The 25220-nt window shown below is 46.3% G+C and carries 23 protein-coding genes and 1 pseudogene; 20 read left to right on the top strand and 4 right to left on the bottom strand.

Annotated elements, in window-relative coordinates; all coding sequences use genetic code 11:
* Nucleotides 1–3: 3 nt before the first annotated feature.
* From ACPW7N_RS13845 to ACPW7N_RS13855, 3 genes are all read right to left on the bottom strand, one after another.
* Entirely contained in the window at nucleotides 4–363 is a 360-nt protein-coding gene (locus ACPW7N_RS13845) for a hypothetical protein (protein WP_425651692.1), read from the bottom strand.
* 23 nt (nucleotides 364–386) lie between these two features.
* Nucleotides 387–683 carry an antibiotic biosynthesis monooxygenase family protein gene (locus tag ACPW7N_RS13850; RefSeq protein WP_425651693.1) on the bottom strand — a complete coding sequence of 99 codons (297 nt, stop codon included), beginning with the start codon at nucleotides 681–683 and terminating at the stop codon, nucleotides 387–389.
* A gap of 248 nt (nucleotides 684–931) precedes the next feature.
* Nucleotides 932–1861: a superoxide dismutase gene (locus ACPW7N_RS13855; protein WP_425651694.1), complete on the bottom strand. Its 930-nt coding sequence runs from the start codon at nucleotides 1859–1861 to the stop codon at nucleotides 932–934.
* Between the two features lie 149 nt (nucleotides 1862–2010).
* Between ACPW7N_RS13855 and racE the strand changes: the two genes are divergently transcribed.
* From racE to ACPW7N_RS13920, 13 genes and pseudogenes are all read left to right on the top strand, one after another.
* The gene (racE, locus tag ACPW7N_RS13860) at nucleotides 2011–2826 is read left to right on the top strand and encodes a glutamate racemase (protein ID WP_425651695.1); all 816 of its coding nucleotides are present in this window, start codon (nucleotides 2011–2013) and stop codon (nucleotides 2824–2826) included.
* A 127-nt stretch (nucleotides 2827–2953) separates the two neighbouring features.
* The gene (locus tag ACPW7N_RS13865; RefSeq protein ID WP_425651696.1) at nucleotides 2954–4018 is read left to right on the top strand and encodes a GerMN domain-containing protein; all 1065 of its coding nucleotides are present in this window, start codon (nucleotides 2954–2956) and stop codon (nucleotides 4016–4018) included.
* A gap of 245 nt (nucleotides 4019–4263) precedes the next feature.
* Nucleotides 4264–5067: a ribonuclease PH gene (gene rph / locus ACPW7N_RS13870; protein WP_425651697.1), complete on the top strand. Its 804-nt coding sequence runs from the start codon at nucleotides 4264–4266 to the stop codon at nucleotides 5065–5067.
* Nucleotides 5060–5674: an XTP/dITP diphosphatase gene (locus ACPW7N_RS13875; protein ID WP_425651698.1), complete on the top strand. Its 615-nt coding sequence runs from the start codon at nucleotides 5060–5062 to the stop codon at nucleotides 5672–5674. The genes rph and ACPW7N_RS13875 overlap by 8 nt, the downstream gene beginning before the upstream one ends.
* Nucleotides 5671–6195: a metallophosphoesterase family protein gene (locus ACPW7N_RS13880; protein ID WP_425651699.1), complete on the top strand. Its 525-nt coding sequence runs from the start codon at nucleotides 5671–5673 to the stop codon at nucleotides 6193–6195. Before ACPW7N_RS13875 ends, ACPW7N_RS13880 begins: the two co-directional genes overlap by 4 nt.
* 220 nt (nucleotides 6196–6415) lie before the next feature.
* The gene (gene tig / locus ACPW7N_RS13885; RefSeq protein ID WP_425651700.1) at nucleotides 6416–7708 is read left to right on the top strand and encodes a trigger factor; all 1293 of its coding nucleotides are present in this window, start codon (nucleotides 6416–6418) and stop codon (nucleotides 7706–7708) included.
* Nucleotides 7709–7811: 103 nt separating this feature from the next.
* Nucleotides 7812–8399 (top strand): annotated as a pseudogene (clpP, locus tag ACPW7N_RS13890) (ATP-dependent Clp endopeptidase proteolytic subunit ClpP); the annotation flags it as partial.
* A 20-nt stretch (nucleotides 8400–8419) separates the two neighbouring features.
* Entirely contained in the window at nucleotides 8420–9685 is a 1266-nt protein-coding gene (gene clpX, locus ACPW7N_RS13895) for an ATP-dependent protease ATP-binding subunit ClpX (RefSeq protein WP_425651701.1), read from the top strand.
* 122 nt (nucleotides 9686–9807) lie between these two features.
* On the top strand, nucleotides 9808–10116 hold the full coding sequence (locus ACPW7N_RS13900; protein WP_425651702.1) for a YqzG/YhdC family protein: 309 nt from the start codon (nucleotides 9808–9810) through the stop codon (nucleotides 10114–10116).
* Nucleotides 10117–10212: 96 nt separating this feature from the next.
* On the top strand, nucleotides 10213–11913 hold the full coding sequence (gene lonB / locus ACPW7N_RS13905; RefSeq protein WP_425651703.1) for an ATP-dependent protease LonB: 1701 nt from the start codon (nucleotides 10213–10215) through the stop codon (nucleotides 11911–11913).
* A gap of 119 nt (nucleotides 11914–12032) precedes the next feature.
* On the top strand, nucleotides 12033–14387 hold the full coding sequence (gene lon / locus ACPW7N_RS13910) for an endopeptidase La (protein WP_425651704.1): 2355 nt from the start codon (nucleotides 12033–12035) through the stop codon (nucleotides 14385–14387).
* Nucleotides 14368–15012, top strand: coding sequence for a ribosome biogenesis GTP-binding protein YihA/YsxC (yihA, locus tag ACPW7N_RS13915; protein WP_425651705.1), 645 nt, complete (start codon nucleotides 14368–14370; stop codon nucleotides 15010–15012). The genes lon and yihA overlap by 20 nt, the downstream gene beginning before the upstream one ends.
* A 40-nt stretch (nucleotides 15013–15052) precedes the next feature.
* Nucleotides 15053–16411, top strand: a complete 1359-nt coding sequence (locus tag ACPW7N_RS13920) for a protein O-GlcNAcase (protein WP_425651706.1) — start codon at nucleotides 15053–15055, stop codon at nucleotides 16409–16411.
* 50 nt (nucleotides 16412–16461) lie between these two features.
* Here ACPW7N_RS13920 and ACPW7N_RS13925 read toward each other — a convergent pair whose 3' ends face one another.
* A complete protein-coding gene (locus tag ACPW7N_RS13925; protein WP_425651707.1) occupies nucleotides 16462–17403 on the bottom strand; it encodes a DMT family transporter in 942 nt (313 codons plus the stop codon).
* Nucleotides 17404–17679: 276 nt separating this feature from the next.
* Between ACPW7N_RS13925 and hemA the strand changes: the two genes are divergently transcribed.
* The 7 genes from hemA to ahbA all read left to right on the top strand — a co-directional run bounded on the left by hemA (nucleotide 17680) and on the right by ahbA (nucleotide 25110).
* Nucleotides 17680–19053: a glutamyl-tRNA reductase gene (gene hemA / locus ACPW7N_RS13930; RefSeq protein ID WP_425651708.1), complete on the top strand. Its 1374-nt coding sequence runs from the start codon at nucleotides 17680–17682 to the stop codon at nucleotides 19051–19053.
* 74 nt (nucleotides 19054–19127) lie between these two features.
* On the top strand, nucleotides 19128–19943 hold the full coding sequence (locus ACPW7N_RS13935; protein WP_425651709.1) for a cytochrome C assembly family protein: 816 nt from the start codon (nucleotides 19128–19130) through the stop codon (nucleotides 19941–19943).
* A 14-nt stretch (nucleotides 19944–19957) separates the two neighbouring features.
* Nucleotides 19958–20611 (top strand): precorrin-2 dehydrogenase/sirohydrochlorin ferrochelatase family protein, encoded by a 654-nt coding sequence (locus ACPW7N_RS13940; protein ID WP_425651710.1) that lies wholly within the window; start codon nucleotides 19958–19960, stop codon nucleotides 20609–20611.
* Nucleotides 20608–21552 (top strand): hydroxymethylbilane synthase, encoded by a 945-nt coding sequence (hemC, locus tag ACPW7N_RS13945; RefSeq protein ID WP_425651711.1) that lies wholly within the window; start codon nucleotides 20608–20610, stop codon nucleotides 21550–21552. The genes ACPW7N_RS13940 and hemC overlap by 4 nt, the downstream gene beginning before the upstream one ends.
* The gene (gene cobA / locus ACPW7N_RS13950) at nucleotides 21549–23057 is read left to right on the top strand and encodes a uroporphyrinogen-III C-methyltransferase (protein WP_425651712.1); all 1509 of its coding nucleotides are present in this window, start codon (nucleotides 21549–21551) and stop codon (nucleotides 23055–23057) included. The genes hemC and cobA overlap by 4 nt, the downstream gene beginning before the upstream one ends.
* A gap of 11 nt (nucleotides 23058–23068) precedes the next feature.
* Nucleotides 23069–24052, top strand: a complete 984-nt coding sequence (gene hemB / locus ACPW7N_RS13955) for a porphobilinogen synthase (protein WP_425651713.1) — start codon at nucleotides 23069–23071, stop codon at nucleotides 24050–24052.
* A complete protein-coding gene (gene ahbA, locus ACPW7N_RS13960) occupies nucleotides 24052–25110 on the top strand; it encodes a siroheme decarboxylase subunit alpha (protein ID WP_425651714.1) in 1059 nt (352 codons plus the stop codon). The genes hemB and ahbA overlap by 1 nt, the downstream gene beginning before the upstream one ends.
* Nucleotides 25111–25220 lie beyond the last annotated feature (110 nt).

A 25220-nucleotide genomic window follows, 5' to 3' on the forward strand; every position in this document is an offset into this window, starting at 1 on the left:
CCATTACACCCCCCTAGACTTCTCCCAAACAAGCATCCCAGCATAAAGAATCAACAAAGCAACCGAACAAAATGATGAAATCTCATACGCTTCCTTAAACAACTCCCTCGACCAATGCGGAGCCCAGTTCTCATAACCGAGAATATAGAGAGCTACGTCATTAGCAATATGCACACCATCATTCACGGGAGGAGGCATCAGACTTTCGGTATAGTTTTGGGCAAGAGCAATAGTAAAGATAATGGAAAGCAGCAATACAACAAGCACTCCTGTCGAATACTTTCGGGGGCTGTTCGTTCTTCTATATAAAAAGTAGAAAAATACGACAAGTGGAACAATTACTTTGAATAGGAAGAATATCATAAAACCACCTCCCTAATAACTATTCAAGAAAGATCGACTTTTTCAAAATGTTCAACGATCGGAAATGGATCATAAAAGTGGTGCAGCATTTTCTTCCACTCCTGGTATTCTGCTGATTCTCTGAATCCAATGGTATGATCCTCAAGGCTTTCCCATTTCACCAAAAGTAGATATTTTCCTTTAACCTCCATACATCTTTGCAGCTCGTGGTCAATGTAACCTTTCATAGAAGAAATAATGTGTGATGCCCTACGGAAAGCTTCTTCGTATTCCTGTTCCATCCCTTCCTTCACCTGGAGCATGACGGCTTCTAGAATCATGAGTTTTGTCCCCTTTCTTAATAGCCCTGATGGTGTGAGCGACCTTCCACAAACTGTACCATTCCAGATTGACTTTCAAACTATTTTAACATCCAAAAGAATCGGGTTCCAACGACGTCTTAGCTATCCTTATTCTTTTTACTGAGCAAATCATGAAAAAAAATGACCGCCCTTGGGCTAGAGAGCCAGGCAGCCATCTTGTGACAATCTGCTTTTTTGTAAAAAACGCCTCCAAAAAAGAAACGCTTTTAATAAGGCTGCCAACGCAACCGACGAGCTTGTAGATAACGATCCTGAACATGCGGCCAGTTGACGACATTCCACCACGCATCGATATATTTTTTTCGATCTGCCCGGTAAGAAGACCAATAGGCGTGCTCCCATACATCCAGTACGAGCAGTGGAATGGATTCCCATTGGGTGAGCAATTGGTGCTTTTCCGCATTGAGGATTTCCAGATGCTGTGCTCTTGGTGACCAGACAAGAAGTGCCCAGCCGGGTCCCTCGACTCTTTCTGCGACCGAGGAAAACTGGCGTTTGAATGTTTCGATCGATCCGAAGTCTCGAATGATTTGCTCAGCTAATTCTCCTTGGGGTACACCTCCGCCAGACGGACTCATGACATCCCAGAAAATCGTGTGCAAGTAATGGCCAGCCCCATGGAAGGCAGCTTCACGTTCCCAGTGCCTCACCAGCTCGTAATCATTGGAGGCTCTTGCCTGGGCTAGCATCATTTCCGCCTTGTTTAAGCCTTTGACATAGTCGGCATGAAGCTTGTCATGATGAATACGCATTGTCTCGGTGTCAATATATGGTTCCAGTGCGTCGTATTTGTAGGGCAAGGGAGGAAGCTTGTGTCCTCCCACTGGGACAGGTCGGGCGATGGGAATTTGCTGCTCGCGAGTTGGGCTCATGGTTGAATTTTGCACCAGGCGCAGCAAACCTTGGAACTGTTTTTGCACATCCTCTGCTTTCCCCTTCAAATACAGAATTTCTTCTTCTTTGGGATGAACGGGATCAATGGATTTTGCTTTTTGCCCAATTTCAGTGAAAGCCGTATGAAATTGTTTTAAATTTCGCTTGTTTTCTCCCTTCATTTCAGGCTTATGTTGCAGGTATTGAATCCACTGTTTTCCCCATTCGCTCCAACTAATCAGGTGTTTCACTTGCTCTTCCACCACGATTCCTCCTCAGTGACCCAAAGTTCCCCTTTACTATATGTTAACAGCCCAAAATAGGTTCAATTGAGCGAAGAAGTGGTTGCGAGTTTTTGAAATCTAGCATATTGTAAAAACACGCATGTAAGCATCCTAAAGGGGATTTGATTATGGATCACAGGAAAGCGATAGGCATCATAGACTCAGGAGTGGGTGGTTTAACGGTCGCCCGTGAAGTAATCAGACAACTTCCCAGAGAACAGATCGTCTACTTTGGAGACAATGCGAGATGTCCTTATGGACCCAGAACGCCCGAAGAAATCCGTACTTTTACCAATCAAATGATTCAGTTTGTGAGTCAGTTTCAGCTCAAGGCACTTGTCATTGCCTGCAACACAGCGACAGCGGTTGTATTGGAAGAAGTTAAAGCGAGCTTGGAACTGCCTGTCGTAGGAGTCATTGAGCCAGGTTCTCGGGCGGCTATTATGGCGACGAGAACAGGACGGATTGGCATAATTGGGACCGTAACAACTATCCGTACAGGAGCTTATGAAAGAGCACTTTATCGAATTAATCCCAATTTATATGCTGTGGGGCTAGCTTGTCCCGAGTTTGTTCCATTGGTAGAAAACCAGTTGATTCACACTCCACAGGCCAGGGAGATCGTAAGGGAAACCTTGACGCCTCTTTGCTATGAGGAATTGGATACGTTAATCCTCGGATGTACACACTATCCACTGCTTGCCCCACTGATTCAAGATGTGATGGGTGACTCGATTACCATTATCAGCTCGGCAGAAGAGACAGCAAGAGAGTTGAGTACGCTGTTGTCCATGCGCAATATGCATGAACAGTCACTGTCTTCGTGCAATCACAAATTCTTTACCAGCGGAGATGCCGAGGTCTTTAGACAAATTGGCGAAGAGTGGTTAGGATTTGAGGTAGAGGTTGTGCATCAATCTTTGGAAGAGACCGTCAACATCTAGTTGAGCCAAAGGCAAGCCATCCGGTAATATGTCGGGTGGTTTCTTTTTTCATTAGGACAAAGAAAGCATAAACCCAAGCCCTGCTCGTATACATGGTAGTACAAAGTGTTGCGAGGAGGGTACGAACATGACACCGAATAAAATAGGTAAATTAACTGCTGTGTTGGGGTTAAGCGCCATGCTGGTTACAGGGTGTGGTTTATTTGGGCCAGAAAAAGAAACGATGAGTATTGATCCACCTCCACTTACGCAGGATGTGAATCTGGAAGAGGGCACTGTCGATCCGAACAGTATCACGCAGGGAGAGCTTCCAGTAAGTGAGGTGCAGGGTTCTGTTGACCGTATGGTTTATCTGTATGATTCCAATGGTTATGTCGTCCCTGTATCATTGACGCTGCCCAAAGTGGAAGGGCCTGCAAAACAAGTCCTTTCTTATCTGGTAAAGGGTGGGCCAGTTGAAACGTTATTGCCCCAAGGCTTCAAGGCTGTTCTGCCGGAAGGAACTAAAGTTCTTGGCATGACGATTAAGGATGGTACGGCAACGGTTGATTTCTCGCCTGAGTTCAAAAAGTATGCACCTGCTGAGGAAAAGAAAATTCTTGATGCCATCACCCGTTCTTTGACTGAGTTCAAGGATGTAAAACATGTTTCCATCTGGATTAATGGAACCCCGTTATCTGAAATGCCAGTAGATCATACGCCTATTTCGATCTTGAATCGGGATAGCGGGGTCAATGTCGAGCTGGCAGATAATGCCGTGCCCGGACGTACTACACCGGTTACGCTCTATTTTCAAGGGCAGTTGAACGATAATCGCTCCTACTTTGTTCCAGTCACACGGCTGATCCCGCAGACGGAGGATATTACGACAGCAGTTATCGAAGAACTGATCCGTGGCCCAAAGCAGGGATCTACACTGTATAGCTCGTTTCTGCCCTCCACCAAGGTGTTGGACGTAAAAAACGAGAATGGTACAGTGGTAGTGAATTTGAGCAAAGACGTGATGAAGTTCAACAACGGCAAGGAAGCAAACCCTGAAGCGATGGAGTCACTTGTACTGTCACTGACAGAGAATACGGGTGTAAAACGAGTACAAGTGATGGTCGAGGGTACACCGTTGACGGCTGCGGGTCCTTTTGATTTCTCCAAGCCAGTGACACGACCCGTACAGATCAACTCCATGCAGTTCTAAAAAACCCCACCGACAGAAGCTAACGCTGGCGGCGGGGACCCCGGATTCAACCCCACCGACTGAAGCATATTACGGAGCTATGGAATCCACGTCGTCCTATGCGTGGATTCTATTTTCCGTTTCTCGTTTACTGGAATTTGGATATTGTGCTTTGGTATAATGGGCGGGAATAGGCATCACTTTTCACATACATAAGGCTTTTGGCAATAGGTTACTTACCAAGTAGCAAGTAGGAGGAACTTGAAATGAGACACAACGAACGAGCAAACAATCAACTGCGCCCTGTCAAAATTACACGTAATTACATCAAACATGCAGAGGGTTCATGTTTGATTGAGGTGGGTGACACCAAGGTAATTTGCACAGCTACATTAGAAGACCGTGTTCCTCCGTTTATGCGTAATGGTGGTAAAGGCTGGGTAACAGCAGAGTATTCCATGCTTCCGCGTGCTACTGAGACTCGAAATGCTCGTGAATCTGCAAAAGGAAAACTGAGTGGTCGTACCATGGAGATCCAACGGTTGATTGGGCGTGCCCTTCGATCTGTAGTGAAGCTTGAAGCAATGGGCGAGCGCACGATTTGGCTTGATTGCGATGTCATTCAAGCGGATGGGGGCACCAGAACTGCTTCGATCACCGGAGCATTCATCGCTATGGTCGATGCCATGCGTAAATTGGTGGAGAACGGCACCTGGAAGGAGCTGCCGATTACCGACTTTTTGGCAGCGACATCGGTTGGCATGATTGAAGGAGAAAGCAAGCTTGATCTGGATTATAAAGAGGATTCTTCGGCAATTGTTGATATGAACGTGGTGATGACGGGTTCTGGCAAGTTTGTTGAGCTCCAGGGAACAGGCGAGGAGGCACCATTCAGTTACGATGAACTGCAAGAGTTACTGGGACTTGCGAAAAGTGGTATTACCGACCTGATCAACGCACAAAAAGAAGCACTTGGTGAGGTATTGTTATACGGTCAGGCAAAGGAACAGGCAACTACTGAGTCCAAACCGGCCACTCCTGAGAACAATGGGGAGAAAAGCCATGTTTAATGAAGAAAAACGAATCAAAATCGTCGTAGCTACACGCAATCAAGGAAAAGTGCGTGAGTTCAACGAGATGTTTCAGCAATTTGGATGGGAAGCAGTAAGCCTTGCTGAGTATCCTGATGTTCCCGAAGTAGTGGAGGATGGCGAGACATTCGAAGCGAATGCCCGCAAAAAAGCAGAAACAATCGCAGCATTTCTCAACATACCTGCGATTGGTGATGATTCAGGGTTGGAAGTAGATGCGATAGGCGGCAAACCGGGCGTCTACTCGGCACGATTTGCGGGAGAGAACGCAACAGATGAAGACAACTGGCGCAAGCTTCTCCAACTGATGCAAGACGTCCCGAACGAAAAGCGAACGGCCCGTTTTCGCTGCGTGTTGGCTTTTGCCAGACCTAATGAGGAAACAATTACTGCAAACGGCCATTGCGAGGGAGCCATTCTCCGTGAACCGGCAGGCACCAATGGTTTCGGGTATGACCCCGTGTTCTTCCTTCCCGATCGGCTTTGTACAATGGCACAACTATCTGCTGAGCAAAAAAACAAAATCAGCCACCGTGCCATGGCCTTGCATAACCTAGTTGAGAAAATCAGGGGGATACATGTGTGAGCATTCTTGTCCTGAGTGATACGCACGGACTGTGTCGCGAAGTGAAGCAGGTTGTTTCTCGCCATCAGGTAGAGCACATCTTTCATTGTGGTGACTTCTGTATCAACCGACATCAGGAGCCATTTTCCCAGATGCAGCTTGTCCGTGGGAACTGTGATTCAGATTTGACTGTTCCCGAGGAAAGGCGTGCGACTTGGCAAGGATTACATATTTATCAAACACACGGACATTTATATGGAGTGAAAAGTTCGCTGCTGAAATTGCACTATCGCGCTGAGGAAACAGGGGCAAACGTCGTGTTGTTCGGCCACTCTCATGTCCCGCATTGTTCGATAGAACGTGGTGTTCTCTTTTTAAATCCAGGGAGCTTGCAATTGCCGAGAGGGTATTCACGTCCAACATATGTGTTGCTTGATTCAATTGGGAAGAATTCCACAGAAGTTCGGGTGGATGTACTTTTTTTTGACGATCAGGGTAAACGGGTCACAGATTTGGGAGGAGAATTTCAGTTACGTACTTGACTTCTTGAAATTCTTCTCGTATGTGATATACTGTAATGGTTATAATGGGAGTTAAATGCACTCAATACAGGTGTGCCCAGCGGTGTCGTCCTGTGTGGGGCGCATCTTTATTTTGCGAAAACGTCTCGACGATTTTCGTGAGGCTTAAATGTGACCGTTTGCGGTCAGCAAAAAACGGTTTCGACCGTTTTTTTGAACCAATGTAGGAGGGGAAGTTTAAGTGGTAGCAAAATGGGAAAAGTTAGAAAGTAACCAAGGTGTATTGACGGTTGAGGTTGAAGCCGATCAAGTAAACCAAGCCTTGGATCAAGCATTTAAAAAAGTAGTTCAAAAAGTTCATGTTCCAGGATTCCGTAAAGGTAAAATTCCGCGCAAGATGTTCGAAGCGCGTTTTGGCGTAGAATCTTTGTACCAGGATGCACTTGATATCATTCTTCCAGTTGCTTACGGACAAGCAGTTCGTGAAACAGGAATTCAACCTGTTGACCGTCCAGAAGTAAACGTTGAACAAATGGGCAAAGATCAAAACCTTGTATTCAAAGCAACTGTTGTTGTAAAACCTGAAGTAAAACTGGGTGACTACAAAGGTCTTGAAATCGAAGCAGGAGATTTCAGCGTTTCTGAAGCAGATGTAAATGAAGAGCTTAAACGCATGCAAGACCGTCATGCTGAACTTGTTGTGATTGAAGAAGGCAACGTTGAAACCGGCGATATCTTGCTAATCGACTTCGAAGGCTTCCAGGATGGAGTAGCATTCGAAGGCGGTAAAGCTGAAAACTACTCTTTGGAAATCGGTTCTGGCACGTTCATCGCTGGTTTCGAAGAGCAATTGGTTGGATTGGCAAAAGGCGAAGAGAAAGAAATTACGGTTACGTTCCCAGAAGAATACCACTCTCCAAGCCTTGCAGGTAAAGAAGCAAAATTCCAAGTGAAAGTAAACGAAATCAAACGCAAAAACTTGCCAGCTCTTGATGATGAGTTTGCAAAAGACGTGAGCGAATTCGATACACTTGACGAATTGAAAGCGGACCTTACCAAGAAATTGGAAGAGCGCAAAGCTCGTGAGAAAGACACTCATGTTCGTGAGCAACTCGTAATCAAAGCAACTGAAAATGCTGAAATCGATCTTCCAGAAGTAATGGTAGAACAAGAACTCGACCAAATGGTTAACGAGTTTGCACAACGTCTTCAATACCAAGGAATGGACATCGATTTGTACTACCAGTTCTCTGGTATGGACGAGAGCATGCTTCGTGACCAATTCCAAACAGATGCAACAACTCGTGTTCGCTCTGCATTGACACTTGAAGCAATCGGCAAAGCAGAAAACATTTCTGTTTCCGAAGAAGATGTAAATGAAGAATTGAACAAATTGGCTAGCATGTACAACCGTCCGGCAGATGAGCTTCGCAAAATCTTCACTGCTCAAGACGGCATGATGGGACTCTACCGCGATATCCAAACTCGCAAAACAGTAGATTTCCTGGTTGCAGAAAACAAAGTAAACGCATAATCTAAGTACAAGGCACGAATGAACCTTTCGTGCCTTGTTTTTCCACCCAATACATATTGGAATTTGTCCCACCCGCTATTAATTTAACGTAAAGGAGGAAAGTGAAATGCTAATCCCTATGGTCATCGAACAGTCCAATCGTGGTGAGCGCGCGTATGACATTTACTCCCGTTTGTTAAAGGATCGAATTATCTTCCTGGGCAGCGGAATCGACGACGATGTCGCTAATTTGGTGGTGGCGCAACTGCTGTTCCTCACTGCTGAAGATCCCGATAAGGATATTAGCTTATACATAAATTCTCCGGGTGGTTCCGTAACGGCTGGTATGGCTATTTACGATACCATGCAATTCATCAAACCAGATGTATCCACGATTTGTATCGGGATGGCTGCTAGTATGGGAGCAGTTCTGCTTGCGGCGGGTGCCAAAGGCAAGCGCTATTGCCTGCCAAACAGCGAAGTCATGATTCACCAGCCATTAGGTGGGGTTCGTGGTCAAGCAGAAGATATTCGTATTCATGCTGACTGGATACTGAAAACCAAACGTCAACTGAATGAAATACTTGCTGAACGCTCCGGACAGCCTTATGAAAAAGTTGAACGTGACACCGATCGCGATAACTTCATGAGTGCAGAAGAAGCAAAAGCATACGGGTTAATTGACGATGTGATTTCTTCTGTAGGAAAATAACTGCATGAGAGGTGAAGCGAATGTTCAAGTTTAACGACGATAAAGGCCAGCTCAAGTGCTCGTTCTGCGGCAAGTCCCAGGAACAGGTACGAAAACTGGTTGCAGGGCCTGGTGTCTATATCTGCGATGAGTGCATCGAGCTCTGTAACGAGATCGTGCAGGAAGAACTGAGTGGCGATGAAGAAATCGACATGAAAGAGATTCCGAAGCCGATGGAAATCCGCAAGATCCTTGACGATTATGTAATCGGACAGGATTTGGCGAAAAAATCCCTCTCCGTTGCGGTGTACAACCACTATAAACGCATCAACACAAGTGCGAAAATAGAAGACGTAGAGCTGCAAAAATCCAACATTGTGCTGATTGGACCAACTGGTTCCGGTAAAACATTGCTTGCCCAGACGTTAGCACGCATTCTCAATGTGCCGTTTGCGATTGCAGATGCCACATCACTGACAGAAGCGGGTTATGTGGGTGAAGACGTAGAAAATATCTTGTTGAAGCTGATTCAAGCGGCAGATTACGATGTAGAGAAAGCTGAAAAGGGCATTATCTATATCGATGAGATTGATAAAGTAGCTCGAAAATCAGAGAATCCTTCCATTACACGAGATGTGTCTGGTGAAGGTGTTCAGCAAGCGCTGCTCAAAATCCTGGAAGGTACTGTAGCGAGCGTTCCACCACAAGGAGGACGCAAGCATCCGCATCAGGAGTTTATTCAGATCGACACATCCAATATCTTGTTTATTTGTGGCGGTGCGTTCGATGGTATTGAACAAATCATTAAACGCCGCATCGGTAAAAAAGTCATTGGATTTGGTGCGGAAATGGTCGACGGTGTCAAGGGCGATCTGAAGTCAGGCGAATACCTGAAATATGTTCTCCCGGAAGACATGCTCAAATTTGGGTTGATTCCTGAATTTGTTGGTCGTCTGCCTGTTTTGGCTACGCTTGAGCCACTTGACGAGGAGACACTGGTTCGCATCCTGACTGAGCCGAAAAATGCTCTCGTGAAACAATATCAGAAGCTGTTAAGCTTGGATGGCGTTGAACTGGAGTTCTCAGATGGGGCACTTAGTCAAATTGCCAAGGAAGCCATCAAACGCAACACGGGTGCACGTGGGCTTCGTGCCATCATCGAGCAGATCATGCTTGATATGATGTATGAGCTTCCATCCCGTGAAGACGTCAATAAATGCATGATTACGGAAGAAACCGTTCGTGACAAAGTGAAACCACTGCTTACAAACAAAGAAGGCGACGCTGTCCAAGGCGAAATCGCATAAAAGGCATCGCGTAAATCAATAGGAAATCCCTCCTGTAGGAGCCTCGGTTCAGAACCGTGTACCTGTGGGAGGGATTTTTTCTGTGCCAAAGTGAAAACTACCTTTAAAAGGTGGGATTAAAAATGAAACGACATCTCTGGATCAACTGGATGGTCGCCATGATTTTCGTACTTGGCACCACATCAGCGTATGCGCAACCTCCTTATGCCAAATGGGGGGAAATGGCCGTTGAGGAAACCCAAAAGCATTATCCCCGAGCGCAAATCATTGATTACTTGCATGTGGGTCGCACACAAGTATCTCCTTCCACGTCAAAAGAAACGTTTCGGCTGTTGCTCAGGCAGGACCACCGAGAGTTTACCGTGATCGTTGCCATAACCTTTCTCACAGCGAGTGAAAAACTGCTGTCCATCCAAATTCAGGAACGATAGCCACCTGATCGTTTACTCATCTCTTAAGCAGGTAATACTACACAATATAGTTTGAGAGAAATCCGGATTCATCGAATTGAACGGGAGGGAATACAGATGGAGTACACCACGTTAGTAATCGCAGTGATTGAAGTGGTAGTTGGGATTATTATTGGAACGTACTTTTTTAACCTGTTGAAAAGTCAACGTACTACTAAAACCTCCGTGGACAAAGAGTCTCGCAAAGAAGTGGATCAAATGCGCAAACTACGCATGATCAGTTTGACAGAGCCACTCTCTGAGAAAACACGACCAAGTAAACTAGAAGAAATTGTTGGGCAAGAAGACGGATTACGTGCGCTCAGGGCAGCTTTGTGCGGACCAAATCCACAACATGTGATCATTTACGGTCCTCCAGGTGTTGGCAAGACAGCAGCCGCACGTGTTGTGTTGGAAGAAGCAAAGAAAAATTCGATGTCACCTTTCAAAAGTGAAGCTAAATTTATTGAAGTGGATGCGACGATCGCCCGATTTGATGAAAGAGGGATTGCTGACCCGTTAATTGGCTCTGTTCATGATCCGATCTATCAAGGGGCAGGTCAATTGGGGCAAGCTGGTGTTCCGCAACCAAAGCCAGGAGCGGTGACCAAAGCCCACGGCGGCATGTTGTTTTTAGATGAGATTGGTGAATTACATCCGATCCAGATGAACAAGCTGTTAAAGGTGTTGGAAGATCGCAAGGTCATGCTCGAAAGCGCCTATTACAGCGAAGACAACACGCAAATTCCTTCCCATATTCACGATATCTTTCAGTTGGGTCTTCCTGCTGATTTCCGTTTAGTCGGTGCGACCACGCGCAACCCGGAGGAATTGCCGCCGGCGCTTCGTTCCCGATGCCTGGAGATCTTCTTCCGGCCTTTAAAACCAATGGAAATACGCAGTATCGTAGCGACTGCAGCAGAGAAGATGGGTATCAACCTGCTCCCTGATGCATCGGCTGTCATCGAAAAATATGCAACGAATGGACGAGAAGCGATCAATACCTTGCAAATTGCTGCTGGTGTTGCGCTAACCGAGAAACGAACCTCGATTGAACCGGCTGATGTCGAATGGGTGGTGCACAGCAGCCAGAAGTCTCCCCGTCACGAAAAACAGGTACATCAAGAACCACAAATCGGCCTTGTCAACGGTCTGGCGGTATATGGTCCCAATATGGGAACAGTCATGGAGTTGGAAGTAACAGCGACTACAGCAAAACAACCGGGAAGCGGACGAATTAACATGACAGGTTTGGTGGAGGAAGAACAATTGGGCGGCGGTTCCCGTACGATCAGACGCAAGTCGATGGCTAAAGGCTCTATCGAAAATGTGCTAACGGTTCTGGAACGTCTTGGTCTGCAGCCGTTTGACTACGACTTGCATATCAACTTCCCAGGTGGAGTTCCTGTCGATGGTCCATCTGCTGGAGTAACGATCGCAGTAGCTACCTACTCTGCCATTCGTGGTATTCCGATTGACAATTATGTGGCGCTTACCGGTGAAGTAAGCATTCACGGGAAAATCAAACCTGTTGGTGGTGTAGTTGCCAAAGTAGAAGCAGCCAAACAAGCAGGAGTGAAACGGGTACTGATTCCACAGGAGAACTGGCAAAGTATTTTTGATGAGTTCGAAGGAATTGAAGTGATTCCGATCGTGACAGTACAGGAAGCAATCAATCTGGCGGTCACAGAAGCTCCAGCTCCTGAGGAAAGTGTAATTGAATCGTTGGCACTATCATTACAATCTGAAGCGATTGCTTCTCCGCCCTTGCCGATGTGAGCAAGTGACCAGAGCACTATCATTGGACTTTCCTTTTCGTTTGCGCTAAAATGGTACGAAAACGCCTCAAAATGCTAGAAAAAAGAACCAATTGACTAGAGACTGGGAGGTGCATGGCTATGGAGGAACGTTCAGGTAAACGTGAGATTCCCCTTTTACCATTGCGCGGATTGCTCGTATATCCAAGTATGGTGCTTCATCTGGATGTTGGCCGGGAGAAATCAATTAAGGCATTAGAAAAATCCATGGTGGATGATAATCATATACTGTTAGCCACGCAAGAAGAGGTACAGATTGAGGAACCTACTGCAGAACAAATTTACAAGGTAGGTACGGTTGCACGTGTCAAACAGATGCTGAAGCTGCCCAATGGGACGATTCGCGTGCTGGTGGAGGGGCTTCAACGTGCGAAGATCGAAGAGTTTTTGCAGAAAGAAGAGTTTTTTGAAGTAAGCATCACCTATCTGCAAGAAGAGCCAGGCAATGAGAACGAAGTGGAAGCGTTGATGCGTACGGTTCTGAACCACTTCGAACAGTATATCAAGCTTTCCAAAAAAGTATCACCCGAGACGTTCACATCCGTAAGTGACATTGATGAGCCAGGTAGATTGGCTGATGTGATTGCTTCGCACTTGCCGCTGAAAATGGATGACAAGCAGGAAATTCTGGAGCAAGTCGATATCCAGCAACGTCTGGAAATTCTCTTGACGATTCTGAATAATGAACGTGAAGTGCTGGAGCTTGAGCGCAAGATCGGCCAACGGGTAAAGAAACAAATGGAAAAAACGCAGAAGGAATACTATCTGCGTGAACAAATGAAAGCGATCCAGAAGGAATTGGGAGATAAAGAAGGCCGTGCAGGCGAGATTGATGAACTTCGAGGCCAGCTAGACAAGTCGGACGCTCCCGAGCGCATCAAGACCAAGATCGAAAAAGAGCTGGAACGATTGGAGAAAATGCCTTCCACTTCTGCGGAAGGAAGCGTCATCCGCACGTACATAGATACACTGCTTGCCCTGCCATGGACAAGGAAAACCATCGACAATCTGGATATCAAGCATGCAGAGCAAGTATTAAATGAAGATCATTACGGTCTCGAAAAACCAAAAGAACGTGTGCTCGAATACATCGCCGTGCAAAAGCTCGTAAACAAAATGCGTGGACCGATCCTCTGCCTGGTTGGACCTCCAGGGGTAGGAAAAACGTCCCTGGCTCGCTCCATCGCTCGTTCATTGGAGAGGGAATTTGTGCGAATCTCGCTCGGTGGTGTACGAGACGAAGCGGAAATCCGTGGTCATCGTCGAACCTATGTGGGTGCGATGCCAGGACGGATCATTCAAGGAATGAAACAGGCAGGCACAGTGAATCCGGTTTTCCTTTTGGATGAGATTGACAAGCTTGCTTCTGACTTCCGTGGTGACCCTGCTTCTGCCCTGTTGGAAGTACTTGATCCGAATCAAAATGACAAGTTCAGTGATCATTACATTGAAGAAACGTATGATCTCACCAATGTCATGTTCATTACGACAGCGAATTCCTTGCACTCGATCCCTCGCCCGCTCTTGGATCGCATGGAGACCATTCATATCTCCGGTTATACCGAGTTGGAGAAGCTCAAAATCATGCAAGGTTATTTACTGCCTAAGCAAATGGAAGATCACGGCTTGGGCAAGGATAAATTGCAAGTCAATGAAGAAGCAATGCTTAAGGTGATCCGCCAATACACGAGAGAAGCCGGTGTACGGAATGTGAATCGTGAGGTGGCGAATATTTGCCGCAAAGCTGCCAAAATGATCGTCGGTGGCGAGAAGAAGAAGGTCGTCATTACGGCAAACACAGTAGAACAGCTTCTTGGCAAACCTCGCTATCGTTATGGACTTGCTGAGAAAGAGGATCAGGTGGGTTCAGTTACTGGATTGGCATGGACGGAAACAGGAGGCGATACGCTAAATGTTGAGGTAAGCATCCTTCCAGGAAAAGGGAAGCTGACACTCACCGGACAATTAGGCGATGTGATGAAAGAGTCGGCGCAGGCTGCATTTAGTTATATTCGCTCTCGAGCAAGCGAATGGAAGATCGATTCCGAGTTCCACGAGAAAAACGACATCCACATCCATGTACCAGAAGGAGCGATCCCGAAAGACGGACCATCTGCTGGTATTACTATGGCAACCGCACTTGTATCGGCTCTTACAGGTATTGCCGTACGCAAGGATGTAGGGATGACGGGAGAAATTACCCTGCGAGGCAGAGTCCTGCCGATTGGCGGACTCAAAGAGAAATCATTATCTGCTCATCGTGCTGGGCTAACCACCATCATTATGCCCAAGGACAATGAGAAAGACATAGACGATATTCCTGAGAGTGTGAGAAATGATCTGAAGTTCATTCCGGTGGAGCATATGGACGAGGTTCTATCACACGCTTTGGTAAAGAATAGTATGGTGAAGAAGAATGAAAGTTACGTCCGCTGAATTTATCATTAGTGCAGTTGCACCGAAGCAGTACCCAACGAACGGCCTACCAGAAATTGCTCTGGTAGGTCGCTCCAATGTGGGAAAATCATCATTGATTAACAAAATGCTGAGCCGCAAGTCATTGGCCAGAATCAGTTCCAGACCAGGAAAAACGCAGACGCTGAACTACTTTTTGGTCAACAAAATGCTGTATTTTGTAGACTTTCCAGGATACGGGTATGCCAAAGTGTCCAAATCAATCAAGGGTCAATGGGGCAGTATGATTGAAACCTACCTGAAACGACGGGAAGAGCTTCAATTCGTCGTGCAACTCGTTGATATTCGTCATGCACCAAGCAAGGATGACGTATCGATGTACAACTGGTGCAAGGAAATTGGTTTGCCTACTGTCATCGTTGCGACCAAAGGAGATAAAATCGCCCGGGGAAGATGGCTGCAACATACGAAGGTCATTCGTCAAACCTTGAATATGAGAGAGGGAGACACCCTCATTATTTTCTCATCAGAAACTGGACAAGGCCGAGACGAGCTGTGGGGAGAAATTTTGCGTCGCTTGCGTGGTGGACAAGAAACAGCACCGCCGAAAGAGGAAGAACGTACCCCAGAGCAGGAGACTACCTAAGAAAATCTGCTTTTCTTCTCTACAAAGGAGGGGAAGTAGTTTGGCACGTACCAAATCGTTTGCGTTACGGGGTGTAATTGAAGGGTTTTATGGTAAACCATGGTCATCAGCCGAACGAATGAAAATGATGTCCTTCCTGCATGAGCAGGGGTATAATGCCTACTTCTATTCTCCCAAAGACGACCCGTATCTCAGAGAACGCTGGAACGAGAATCATCCATCATCACAGTTCACGAGGCTAACTGAATTGGTTCACCATGCCAAAGAGCTTCAATTGGACTTTTACTACTGTATCAGTCCAGGACTCTCGATGGAGTATTCTAACGACAAGCATATCCAAAATCTGTTGGATAAATACCGTCAATTATTCGATGAAGGGGTTCGTCATTTTGGCTTGTTCTTTGATGACATTCCGATTTCTTTGATGCATAAAAAAGATCGGCAATCCTTCGAGCATTTGGCAGACGCTCATGGCCATGTGGTTTTGCAGGTATGGAACCGAATTCAGGAGTGGTCGTATGACGTAAAACTGGCTGTCTGCCCTACCCAGTATTGTGGCATGGGAAATGAAGCGTACATTGTTCGCCTGGGGCGCCAATTACCTACCTCCATCCTCATTTTCTGGACAGGACGATTCGTCTGCTCGCCGTATTTGACTGATCGGGATGCAGCGAGGTTCGAGCAGTATACAGGACGCCAACCACTTTATTGGGATAATTATCCGGTCAATGATCTGGCCATGGCCGATGAGTTGCACATTGGACCTCTGCTGCATCGAGATCCCCACCTGTATCGTCATGCAAGCGGATATGTTGCCAATGCGATGGAACTTGCGGAGAGCTCAAAAATTCCCTTTATTACCATCGCAGATTATCTGCGAGATCCGGAGAATTATGATCCTGAGAAATCGTGGCAACGTGCCATACGAGAAGTAGCAGGGGAGCAAAATGCAGACGCCTTCTTGAAGTTTGCTGATAATGTCAGGAGTTCCTTTCTGAACGATCAGGAGTCAACGCAATTGATGGAGGCATTTCATGAATTTCGCTTTCATTACCTTCATCAGGATCGGGAGCATGCCATCAGCAGACTGATGCATACATTTCGTGAAATGGAGAGGAATGCGAACGATCTCCTGCATCGGATGGAGAATCAGAAGCTTCAAAATGAGATCAAAGGCTGGCTCAAGAAGTACTGGCACTGGTCCAAAGTTGGTCAGTCGGCCGTTTCGCTGATCCATAGAGGGCAAAATGGTCAGCTACTTCATGCGGGTTACCAGTATCTGCGGCTAAAACGCTGGTTGCGTAGAGCAGAACAGCTCCCGCATAAAGTGTGCGGAAGTGTTGTCAGGCTGTTTTGTGAGGCTGTTTTACAAGAAGTAAGCAAACAACGCAGGAAATAACAAAGAGCCATTCGTCACAGTCACGACTGGCTCTTTGTGCTACGATCAACTTAACTGTGGTTGATCGAGCGCTCTCTGTTTTTTTCAGTTCCACGCCAGTTTGCAATCCAGGCGGAGATCGGCAATTCAGCAAAGATCATACCGGAGAAGATGAGGGTACAGCCCAAAATCTGCAACCCGGTGAGAATCTCGTGAATCCACAAGTAGGAAGTGATCGCTGCGAAAACTGGCTCCAGTGAGAAAATAAGAGCGACACGTGTTGAAGTTGTGTACTTCTGAAAAGAAGTTTGCGCCAAAAACGCCAGGGCAGTTGCCGGAATAGAAGTTATAAACAGCCCCCAGGCGACATCAGGTACAAGCATGACTTGCGGATCAAACATCGCTTGCCAATCTTCAAAAAAGAGTGCATAGAGAAATGATAGAACAGCAACGCTTCCGATCTGCGTAATAGCGAGCGGCAGCGCATCGTACTTCGGAGCGAATTTTCCAGTCAGTACAATTTGCAGCGCAAAACAGATTGCACAGCCAAACACGAGCATGTCGCCGAGATTTAGGGCAAGAGAGCCACTTGTTGTAAGCAGGTACAAACCGAAGACCGCCATGATTACACCAACGGTAGCAGGCCATTTGATTTTGTCTTTTAATAGAAGAAACGAAAATAGCGGTACCAGAACAACACAGAGTCCAGTGATAAAACCTGCCTTGGAAGGCGAAGTATATAATAGCCCGACCGTTTGCAGGGCATAGCCGCCGAATAGCCATAATCCTAAAAAAGCACCGGATTTCACCAATTGCTTATTCAACAGTGATCGTTTATTCGGTGAGAATAACAGGAAGACAATAAATAAGAAAAGTGCAGCTATACCAAAGCGAACCGAGTTAAACGTATTTGGCGGAAGGATTTCAACCGCATTTTGCACAACAACGAACGTGGCACCCCAAATTAAAGCGATAAAAAATAAAGTGAGATCAGCAATAAACGACTTTTTCAACCATCCGCCTCTTTTCTCCCAAACGGGCTCTATTTATAATAAACCAGTATATCAGTGTTTATTTGAGAGTAGAAGTAGAGATATTAAGTGTGATAATTATCACATAGATGCCGAAATTTGTCTGTTATTCTTCTACACAAAGAGTTATTGTATAGGGGAATTAAAAAATCTTTCACATTTTAAACTACTGTCTTGCGGACATAATGTTATAATGAAATACGTTAACACCACTATGCTTCGTAAAGAACAAAAAGCATGATCTCTGGGAGGAAGGCTATGCAAATCCTACTGATAGGCCTTAATTACAAAACAGCACCTGTCGAAATACGCGAAAAGTTTACTTTCAGCGACGATAGTACGCCACGTGCTCTTCATCTCCTCTCCCAGACGAAAAGCATCGTAGAATGCGTGATCCTAGGAACTTGTAACCGGACGGAAGTGTACGTGGTTTGTGATCAGTTGCATACCGGACGTTTTTATACTCGCAACTTTTTGGCAGACTGGTTCGGAGTTGATAAAGACTCTTTTATGACGCATCTTTACGTCAAAGAGAATGAAGATGCGATAGATCACTTATTCCGTGTATCCTGTGGACTTGATTCCATGGTGATGGGAGAGACCCAAATTTTGGGGCAAGTACGGGATGCATTTATGTTGTCCCAGCAGTATGAAACGACTGGAACCGTGTTTAATACATTGTTCAAACAGGCGATTACACTCGCCAAACGTGCCCACACAGAGACAGCCATTGGACAGAATGCTGTATCTGTAAGCTATGCTGCTATTGAGCTGGGCAAGAAGATCTTTGGTTCTTTTAAAGGAAAAGAAGTTCTGATCCTCGGTGCTGGTAAAATGAGTGAACTTACGGCGAAGCATTTGCACTCCAATGGAGTGTCTCAGGTCGTTGTTGCCAACCGAACACTGGAGAGAGCAAGACTTTTGGCTGATAAGTTCAAAGGGGACGCCTGTACCATGGATCAGTTGTCTACAGCTTTACAGACGGCTGATATCGTCATTAGTTCGACGGGAGCCAATGGCTATGTGGTAACCAAGGAACACTTGAAGCCGCTTATGAAGTTGCGCAAAAATCGTCCGCTGTTTATGATTGATATTGCAGTACCACGAGATTTAGACCCTGCCATCAACGAACTGGACAACGTCTTCCTGTACGATATTGATGATCTGGAAGGAATTGTTGCCAGCAACCTGGCGGAGCGTTCCAAAGAAGCCGAACGCATTGGCGAAATGGTTCGTGATGAAATTGTAGCATTCAAGCAATGGTTCCAAACCCTCGGAGTCGTCCCGTTGATCTCGGCTTTGCGTGAGAAGGCGTTCGATATCCATGCTGACGCTATGCACAAAATCGAGAACAAGCTTCCTGATCTGACTGAACGTGAACTTTATATCATTCGCAAGCATACCAAGGGAATTATTAATCAACTTTTACATGATCCTGTCGTTCGTCTGAAGGAATTAGCGGTTGAAAAAGGCGGCGGTGAGGTTTTGGATATCTTCTCAACTATTTTTGCCCTGGAAGAAATTCTTGAGCGCAAGCAGCAAGAAAATGTCTGGGATCAAGAGAAGGAAAGGCAAACCGTTCGTGACAAAGGATTGGCTGCACAGACAGCGGTTAATCAAATTCGTGATTAGATTGATATAGAATTTTTGCCCGGTGATGGGAGCATTGCCGGGCCCAATAATAGACAGAAAGAGAGGGGACAGATATGGCGGAAGCGAGATGGATCTACGACTTGACGATCTTTCTCTACGCGGCGAGTGTCCTCTTTTATTTTCATGACTTCCTTCATCGTAATCAGAAGGCAAATCGGATCGCATTTGGACTACTTGCTGTTGTCTGGATTTTCCAGACGGCATTTTTCATTTCACAGATGTCTGCCAAGGAGTACTTTCCGGTGCTTACCTTGTTTGAGACACTCTTTTTTTATTCGTGGATACTGGTAACACTTTCATTAATCATCAATTATTTCTTCCGGATTGACCTGCTCGTCTTCTTTACCAACGTCATCGGTTTTGCTGTATTGGCATTTTCCATGTTTGTCCAGAGTCCAGCTACACCGCAACCAGAGGCTGTTACTTCAGAATTGCTCTTTATTCACATCATGCTGGCGATGTTCAGCTATGCAGCATTCTCATTGTCGATGATCGGCTCGTGTATGTTCCTCATCATGCATAACATGTTAAAGCAAAAACGCTGGTCTCCACTGATGCAGCGTTTGCCGAGTCTGGAGAAGCTCGAGGTCTTTGCTCATCGAATGAATATGATGGGAGTTCCTTTACTTTTACTCTCCATTATTCTCGGAGCGATTTGGGGTCATATCGTTCTGCATGGCAGTTTCTGGCTTGATCCGAAAGTCTGGATGTCTGTGATCGTGTTACTGTTCTATTCCTTCTGGTTATATAAACGCATTACCAATGCATGGCAAGGTCGGAAATTGGCTACCTGGAATGTGATTGCGTGCGCAGCACTAATCATTAACTTCTTATTGACTGACTTGTCTAGATTTCATTATTGGTTGTAAGGGGGCAATTGGTCGTGCATAATTACTATCCCCTCATCCTGGACTTGACAGAGCGTTCTTGTCTGGTCGTAGGGGGCGGAGAAGTAGCGACACGCAAGGCAGAATCACTAATGGAAGCAGGAGCAAATGTCACTGTGATCGCTCCTCATGTGATGCCTGGCATGGAAGATTGGGCGAGGTCAGGAAGAATCACCTGGAAACAGACCGAATTTCAGGCCGATGAAGATGTCCACGCCTATGATCTTGTCGTTGCAGCAACAAATCAGCCAGACGTAAACATGACCGTCTATCAGGCAGTCAAGAGAACCAACGGGTGGATCAATATTGTGGACCGTCCCGATCTGTGCAATTTCATTGTTCCTTCGACTGTTCATCGTGGCAAATTAGTGATCTCCGTGTCCACATCGGGAGCGAGCCCCGGCTTGGCCAGCAAGATCAAGCGAAAAATTGAAAAGGACTATGGCGCCGAATATGAAGGATATGTTGACTTTTTGGCAGAAATGAGACAACGAGTGTTACTTGAAGTATGTGATGCCAAAGAGCGCAGGGAAATCTTTCGTCAAATGCTGGATGATGAATATGTATACGCAACTGATGAGGAACGTAAAAGAATGATAGAAGCCTTACTTGATTCAAATATGCAAGAGGGCACAGGGAGGCAATCATGAAAAACTGGGTAGTTGGAACACGCAGAAGCATGCTCGCTTTGACACAGACGAATTGGGTCATTGATCAGTTAAAAGCACTTGATCCAGATTCCTCTTTCAAGACACATGAAATCGTCACGAAAGGTGACCGAATTGTCGAAGTGACCCTTTCTAAAGTGGGTGGAAAAGGATTGTTCGTCAAGGAAATCGAGCAATCATTACTAGATAATGAGACAGATATGGCTGTCCACAGTTTGAAGGATATGCCTTCTGAATTGCCAGAGGGTCTGGTGATCGGAGCGATTCCAAAGCGTGTTGATCCACGTGATGTGCTGATCTCCAAAGACGGAAAGACACTCGATGAGCTGCCACAGGGTGCCGTTGTGGGAACAAGCAGCTTGCGCCGTTCTTCACAGCTTCTCGCCTATCGTCCTGATTTGCAAATTGAATCAATCCGGGGAAATATCGATACACGCATCCGTCGTCTCAAAGAGGATAACTTCGATGCGATTGTTCTTGCCGCTGCAGGTTTGGAGCGAGTGAACTGGGATGGCGAGATCACGCAGTTCTTGCCAGTGGAAATCAGCCTTCCCGCGGTCGGACAAGGCGCACTTGCCATTGAATGTCGCTCTGATGATGAAGAAATGTTAGCGTTATTACAGAAATTCGATCACTTGCCTACACGCTTGGCTGTAACGGCTGAGCGAGCTTTCTTGCACAAGATGCAGGGAGGCTGCCAAGTGCCAATCGGTGCGTATGCGACGGTTGAGGAATCTGCTGATTCAGAACAACCGCTGATCACAGTAACCGGCTTGGTCGGCTCACCTGATGGCAAACAGATTTTTAAAGAGACCGCAACAGGACATGATCCGGTCAGCATTGGAATTTCGGTGGCTGAACGATTACTGGCAAGCGGTGCTGGCGAAGTGCTGGCGAAGGTATTGGAGGAGAATCGCTCATGAGTAAAGGGAAAGTTTATTTGGTTGGGGCAGGTCCCGGAGATCCGAAGCTGATTACTCTCAGAGGACTGGAAACGATTAAAATGGCAGATTGTATTGTATATGACCGTCTTGCCAGCCCACGCCTGTTGGCCTATGCGAAACCGGATGTAGAATTGATCTATTGCGGTAAGCTGCCAGACCGACACACCCTGACACAGGAAGAGATTAACCAAGTGTTGGTGGAAAAAGGATTGGAAGGCAAAGTGGTTACCCGCCTCAAAGGTGGCGATCCTTCCATTTTCGGTCGTGTGGGAGAAGAAGCAGAAGAACTGGTGAAAAACGATATTCCTTTTGAAATCGTACCAGGTATTACTTCCGGCATCGCAGCGCCAGCGTATGCAGGTATTCCCGTAACACACCGTGACTTCAACTCTTCCATTGCGATCGTGACAGGTCATGAGCGCCCGGAGAAGACAGAGTCAAGCATTAACTGGGAAAAGCTTGCTACGGCAGTAGGTACCATTATTTTTTATATGGGCGTTGGCAACCTTCCGTTTATTCGTGAACAATTAATCAAAAACGGTCGTTCTCCACAGACGCCCGTTGCTTTGGTGCGTTGGGGAACCACGATCGATCAAGAGACACTTGTCGGTACGCTCGAAGATATCGAAGAGAAACGTCAAGCAATCGGGCTTACCAACCCGGCCATTATTGTTGTAGGTGAAGTAGTCAGCCTTCGTGACAAGCTGCAATGGTTCGAGAAAAAGCCGTTGTTCGGCAAACGTGTGCTTGTTACCCGTGCAAGAAGTCAGGCGAGCGACTTGTCTGAGCAAATCAGTGAACTGGGCGGAGAGGCTTACGAGTTCCCGCTTGTAAAAATGCTTCCACCAAAAGAGAGTCAACCACTCGATGATGCCTTGCAAAACCTTGGCAAATTTGATTGGGTGATGTTTACCAGTCCAAACGGGGTTCAATTCTTCTTCAAGCGACTGCGCGAGTTGAAGGTAGACATCCGCACGATGAAAGCAAAGATTGCGGCTGTTGGACCGAAAACGAAAGAAGTTTTAGAAGAAAAAGGGCTGACTGTGAATGTGCTCCCTGGGGAGTTCCGTGCAGAAGGCTTGTTGAACAGCCTTACTGGTCAGTTGAATGCAGGTGAAAAAGTACTTCTTCCTCGCGCTGACATTGCCCGTGAGACACTTCCACGAGAACTGCAAACTCTCGGACTGGAAGTGACGGAAGTCGATACTTATGATACGGTTATAGATGCAGGCAACGTCGAAGAAACTGTCGACCTGCTAAAAGAGAAAGCGATCCATGTGATAACGTTTACTAGTTCTTCTACAGTGAAAAACTTTGTGCAAGCAATGGGTGATCAGGACCTCACGCAACTCTTGGAGGGAGTTCAGATTGCTTGTATCGGACCAATCACTGCTGACACAGCACGACAACTTGGCTTAACCGTTGATATGGTTGCCGAAGACTATACAATTCAAGGGCTAGTTGACAGTATTACACGTGGGTAAGGAGGAGTAACATGTCTTTGCATTTTGACAGACATCGTCGTTTGCGTACAAGCGATGCGATGCGGAAGCTTGTTCGAGAAAATCATGTCCGCGTGGAAGATTTGATCTATCCATTGTTCTTTGTAGAGGGAACCGGTATTAAGGAAGAGATTCCTTCCATGCCAGGTGTCTATCATTTTTCTCTTGATCTGTTTGAAGCGGAGCTAGAGGAAATTGTAGCAGCAGGCATTCAATCATTGCTAGTGTTTGGGGTACCTGAGCATAAGGATAATGTTGGTTCACAAGCCTATTCAGATGAAGGGATTGTGCAAGCAGCTATCCGCATGATCAAGGAACGCCATCCACACCTCGTGGTGATCGCCGATACGTGTCTGTGCCAATATACTGACCATGGACATTGTGGTGTGATTCATGAAGGCTATGTACAAAACGACGAGACACTGCGCTTGTTGGCCCAGACTGCTGTTTCCCAAGCAAAAGCAGGGGCGGATATTATTGCCCCGTCTAACATGATGGACGGATTCGTAGCAGCGATTCGTGATGCGCTGGATGAAGCTGGCTTTACTGAAATTCCGATTATGTCCTATGCGGTGAAATACGCTTCAGCTTACTACGGACCATTCCGTGATGCGGCTCATTCGACGCCTCAGTTTGGCGATCGGAAAACGTACCAAATGGACCCAGCCAATGCTCGCGAAGGACTTCGTGAAGCGGATGCTGACGTTGCCCAGGGAGCAGACTTCCTGATGGTGAAGCCTGGTCTTGCTTATATGGATATGGTGTTGCGTCTCAAAGAAAGCTTTGATCTGCCTGTTGTTGTCTATAATGTCAGTGCAGAGTATTCCATGGTGAAAGCAGCGTCTGCCAATGGTTGGGTGGACGAACAGCGAATTGTTATGGAAACGATGGTTGGTTTCAAACGTGCGGGTGCTGATTTGATTATTACCTACCATGCGAAAGATATAGCGAAATGGCTTCAAGGAGGGAATGTATAATGGCATCCATCGAATTATTAGATGAATTGGATAGAGAAATACTAGATATCGTACAAAAAGAAATTCCGCTCGTTGCAGAGCCGTACAAAGCCATTGCTGAATCAATCGGAACAACTGAGGATGTAGTATTGGAGCGTCTTCGTACGATGAAAGGCGATTCCATTCGCCAGATGTCAGCGATTTTTGATACGAAGGCACTTGGTTATAAATCCAGCCTTGTCGCAGCACGGATCGCACCTGAGCATTTGGATCGTGTGGCTGTTGAAGTATTCAACCAGCATCCAGGTGTGACTCATAACTACAAGCGTAACCATGATTTTAATCTCTGGTTTACGATTGCCGTTCCTCCAAACAGCCGTTTCGGTTTGGAAAAATCCGTTGAGATTCTCGGTGAAATGGCTGGAGTTGAATCGATCCGCATTCTGCCTACATTGAAGCTGTTCAAAATTGGCGTACAGCTTGACGTGAAAAATGAAAGCGAGCACAATGCTAAGGCTGCACCAAACTACACAGAAGAGATGCGCAATGCCGCCATGGGTCGTGAGTTAAGCGATCAGGACATTCAATGCATCCTTGAACTGCAAAAAGACTTGCAAGTTGTGTCTCGTCCGTACGATGAGCTTGCTAAAAATATTAACATGAGTACAGAAGAGTTCCTTGCTCATGCACAAAACTTTGTAAATAATGGTCAAATGCGCCGATTCTCAGCAGTATTGAACCACCGCAAAGCGGGATTCCGTGCCAACGGTATGGGTGTATGGGCTGTTCCAGAAGATCAAGCAAATGAAATCGGACACAAAATGGGTGCATTCCGTGCAGTGAGTCACTGCTATTTGCGCCCTGTGTATCCTGATTGGAAATACAATATCTTCACAATGGTACACGGCCGTGATATGGAAGAATGTGAATCCATCCTACAAGCGATCGAGGATGAAACTGGCATTACAGATCGCATTGTTCTATATTCAACTAAAGAGTACAAGAAAACACGTGTATCTTACTTCACACCGGAAATCTACGAGTGGGAAGCGGAAACTGCAAAGCGTTTAGGGCTGTAAATCACGTAACTGGCATGTACTTCGGTGAAAACGTCGAGACGTTTTCCAACGAAAAAATATCTGAAAAGCGCTTGTTTGTCACGGATCAAACAGGCGCTTTTTGGGCTGAA

Origin of the sequence: Brevibacillus nigriterrae (genome assembly GCF_049846925.1) — a bacterium.
Classification (GTDB): Bacteria; Bacillota; Bacilli; order Brevibacillales; family Brevibacillaceae; genus Brevibacillus_H.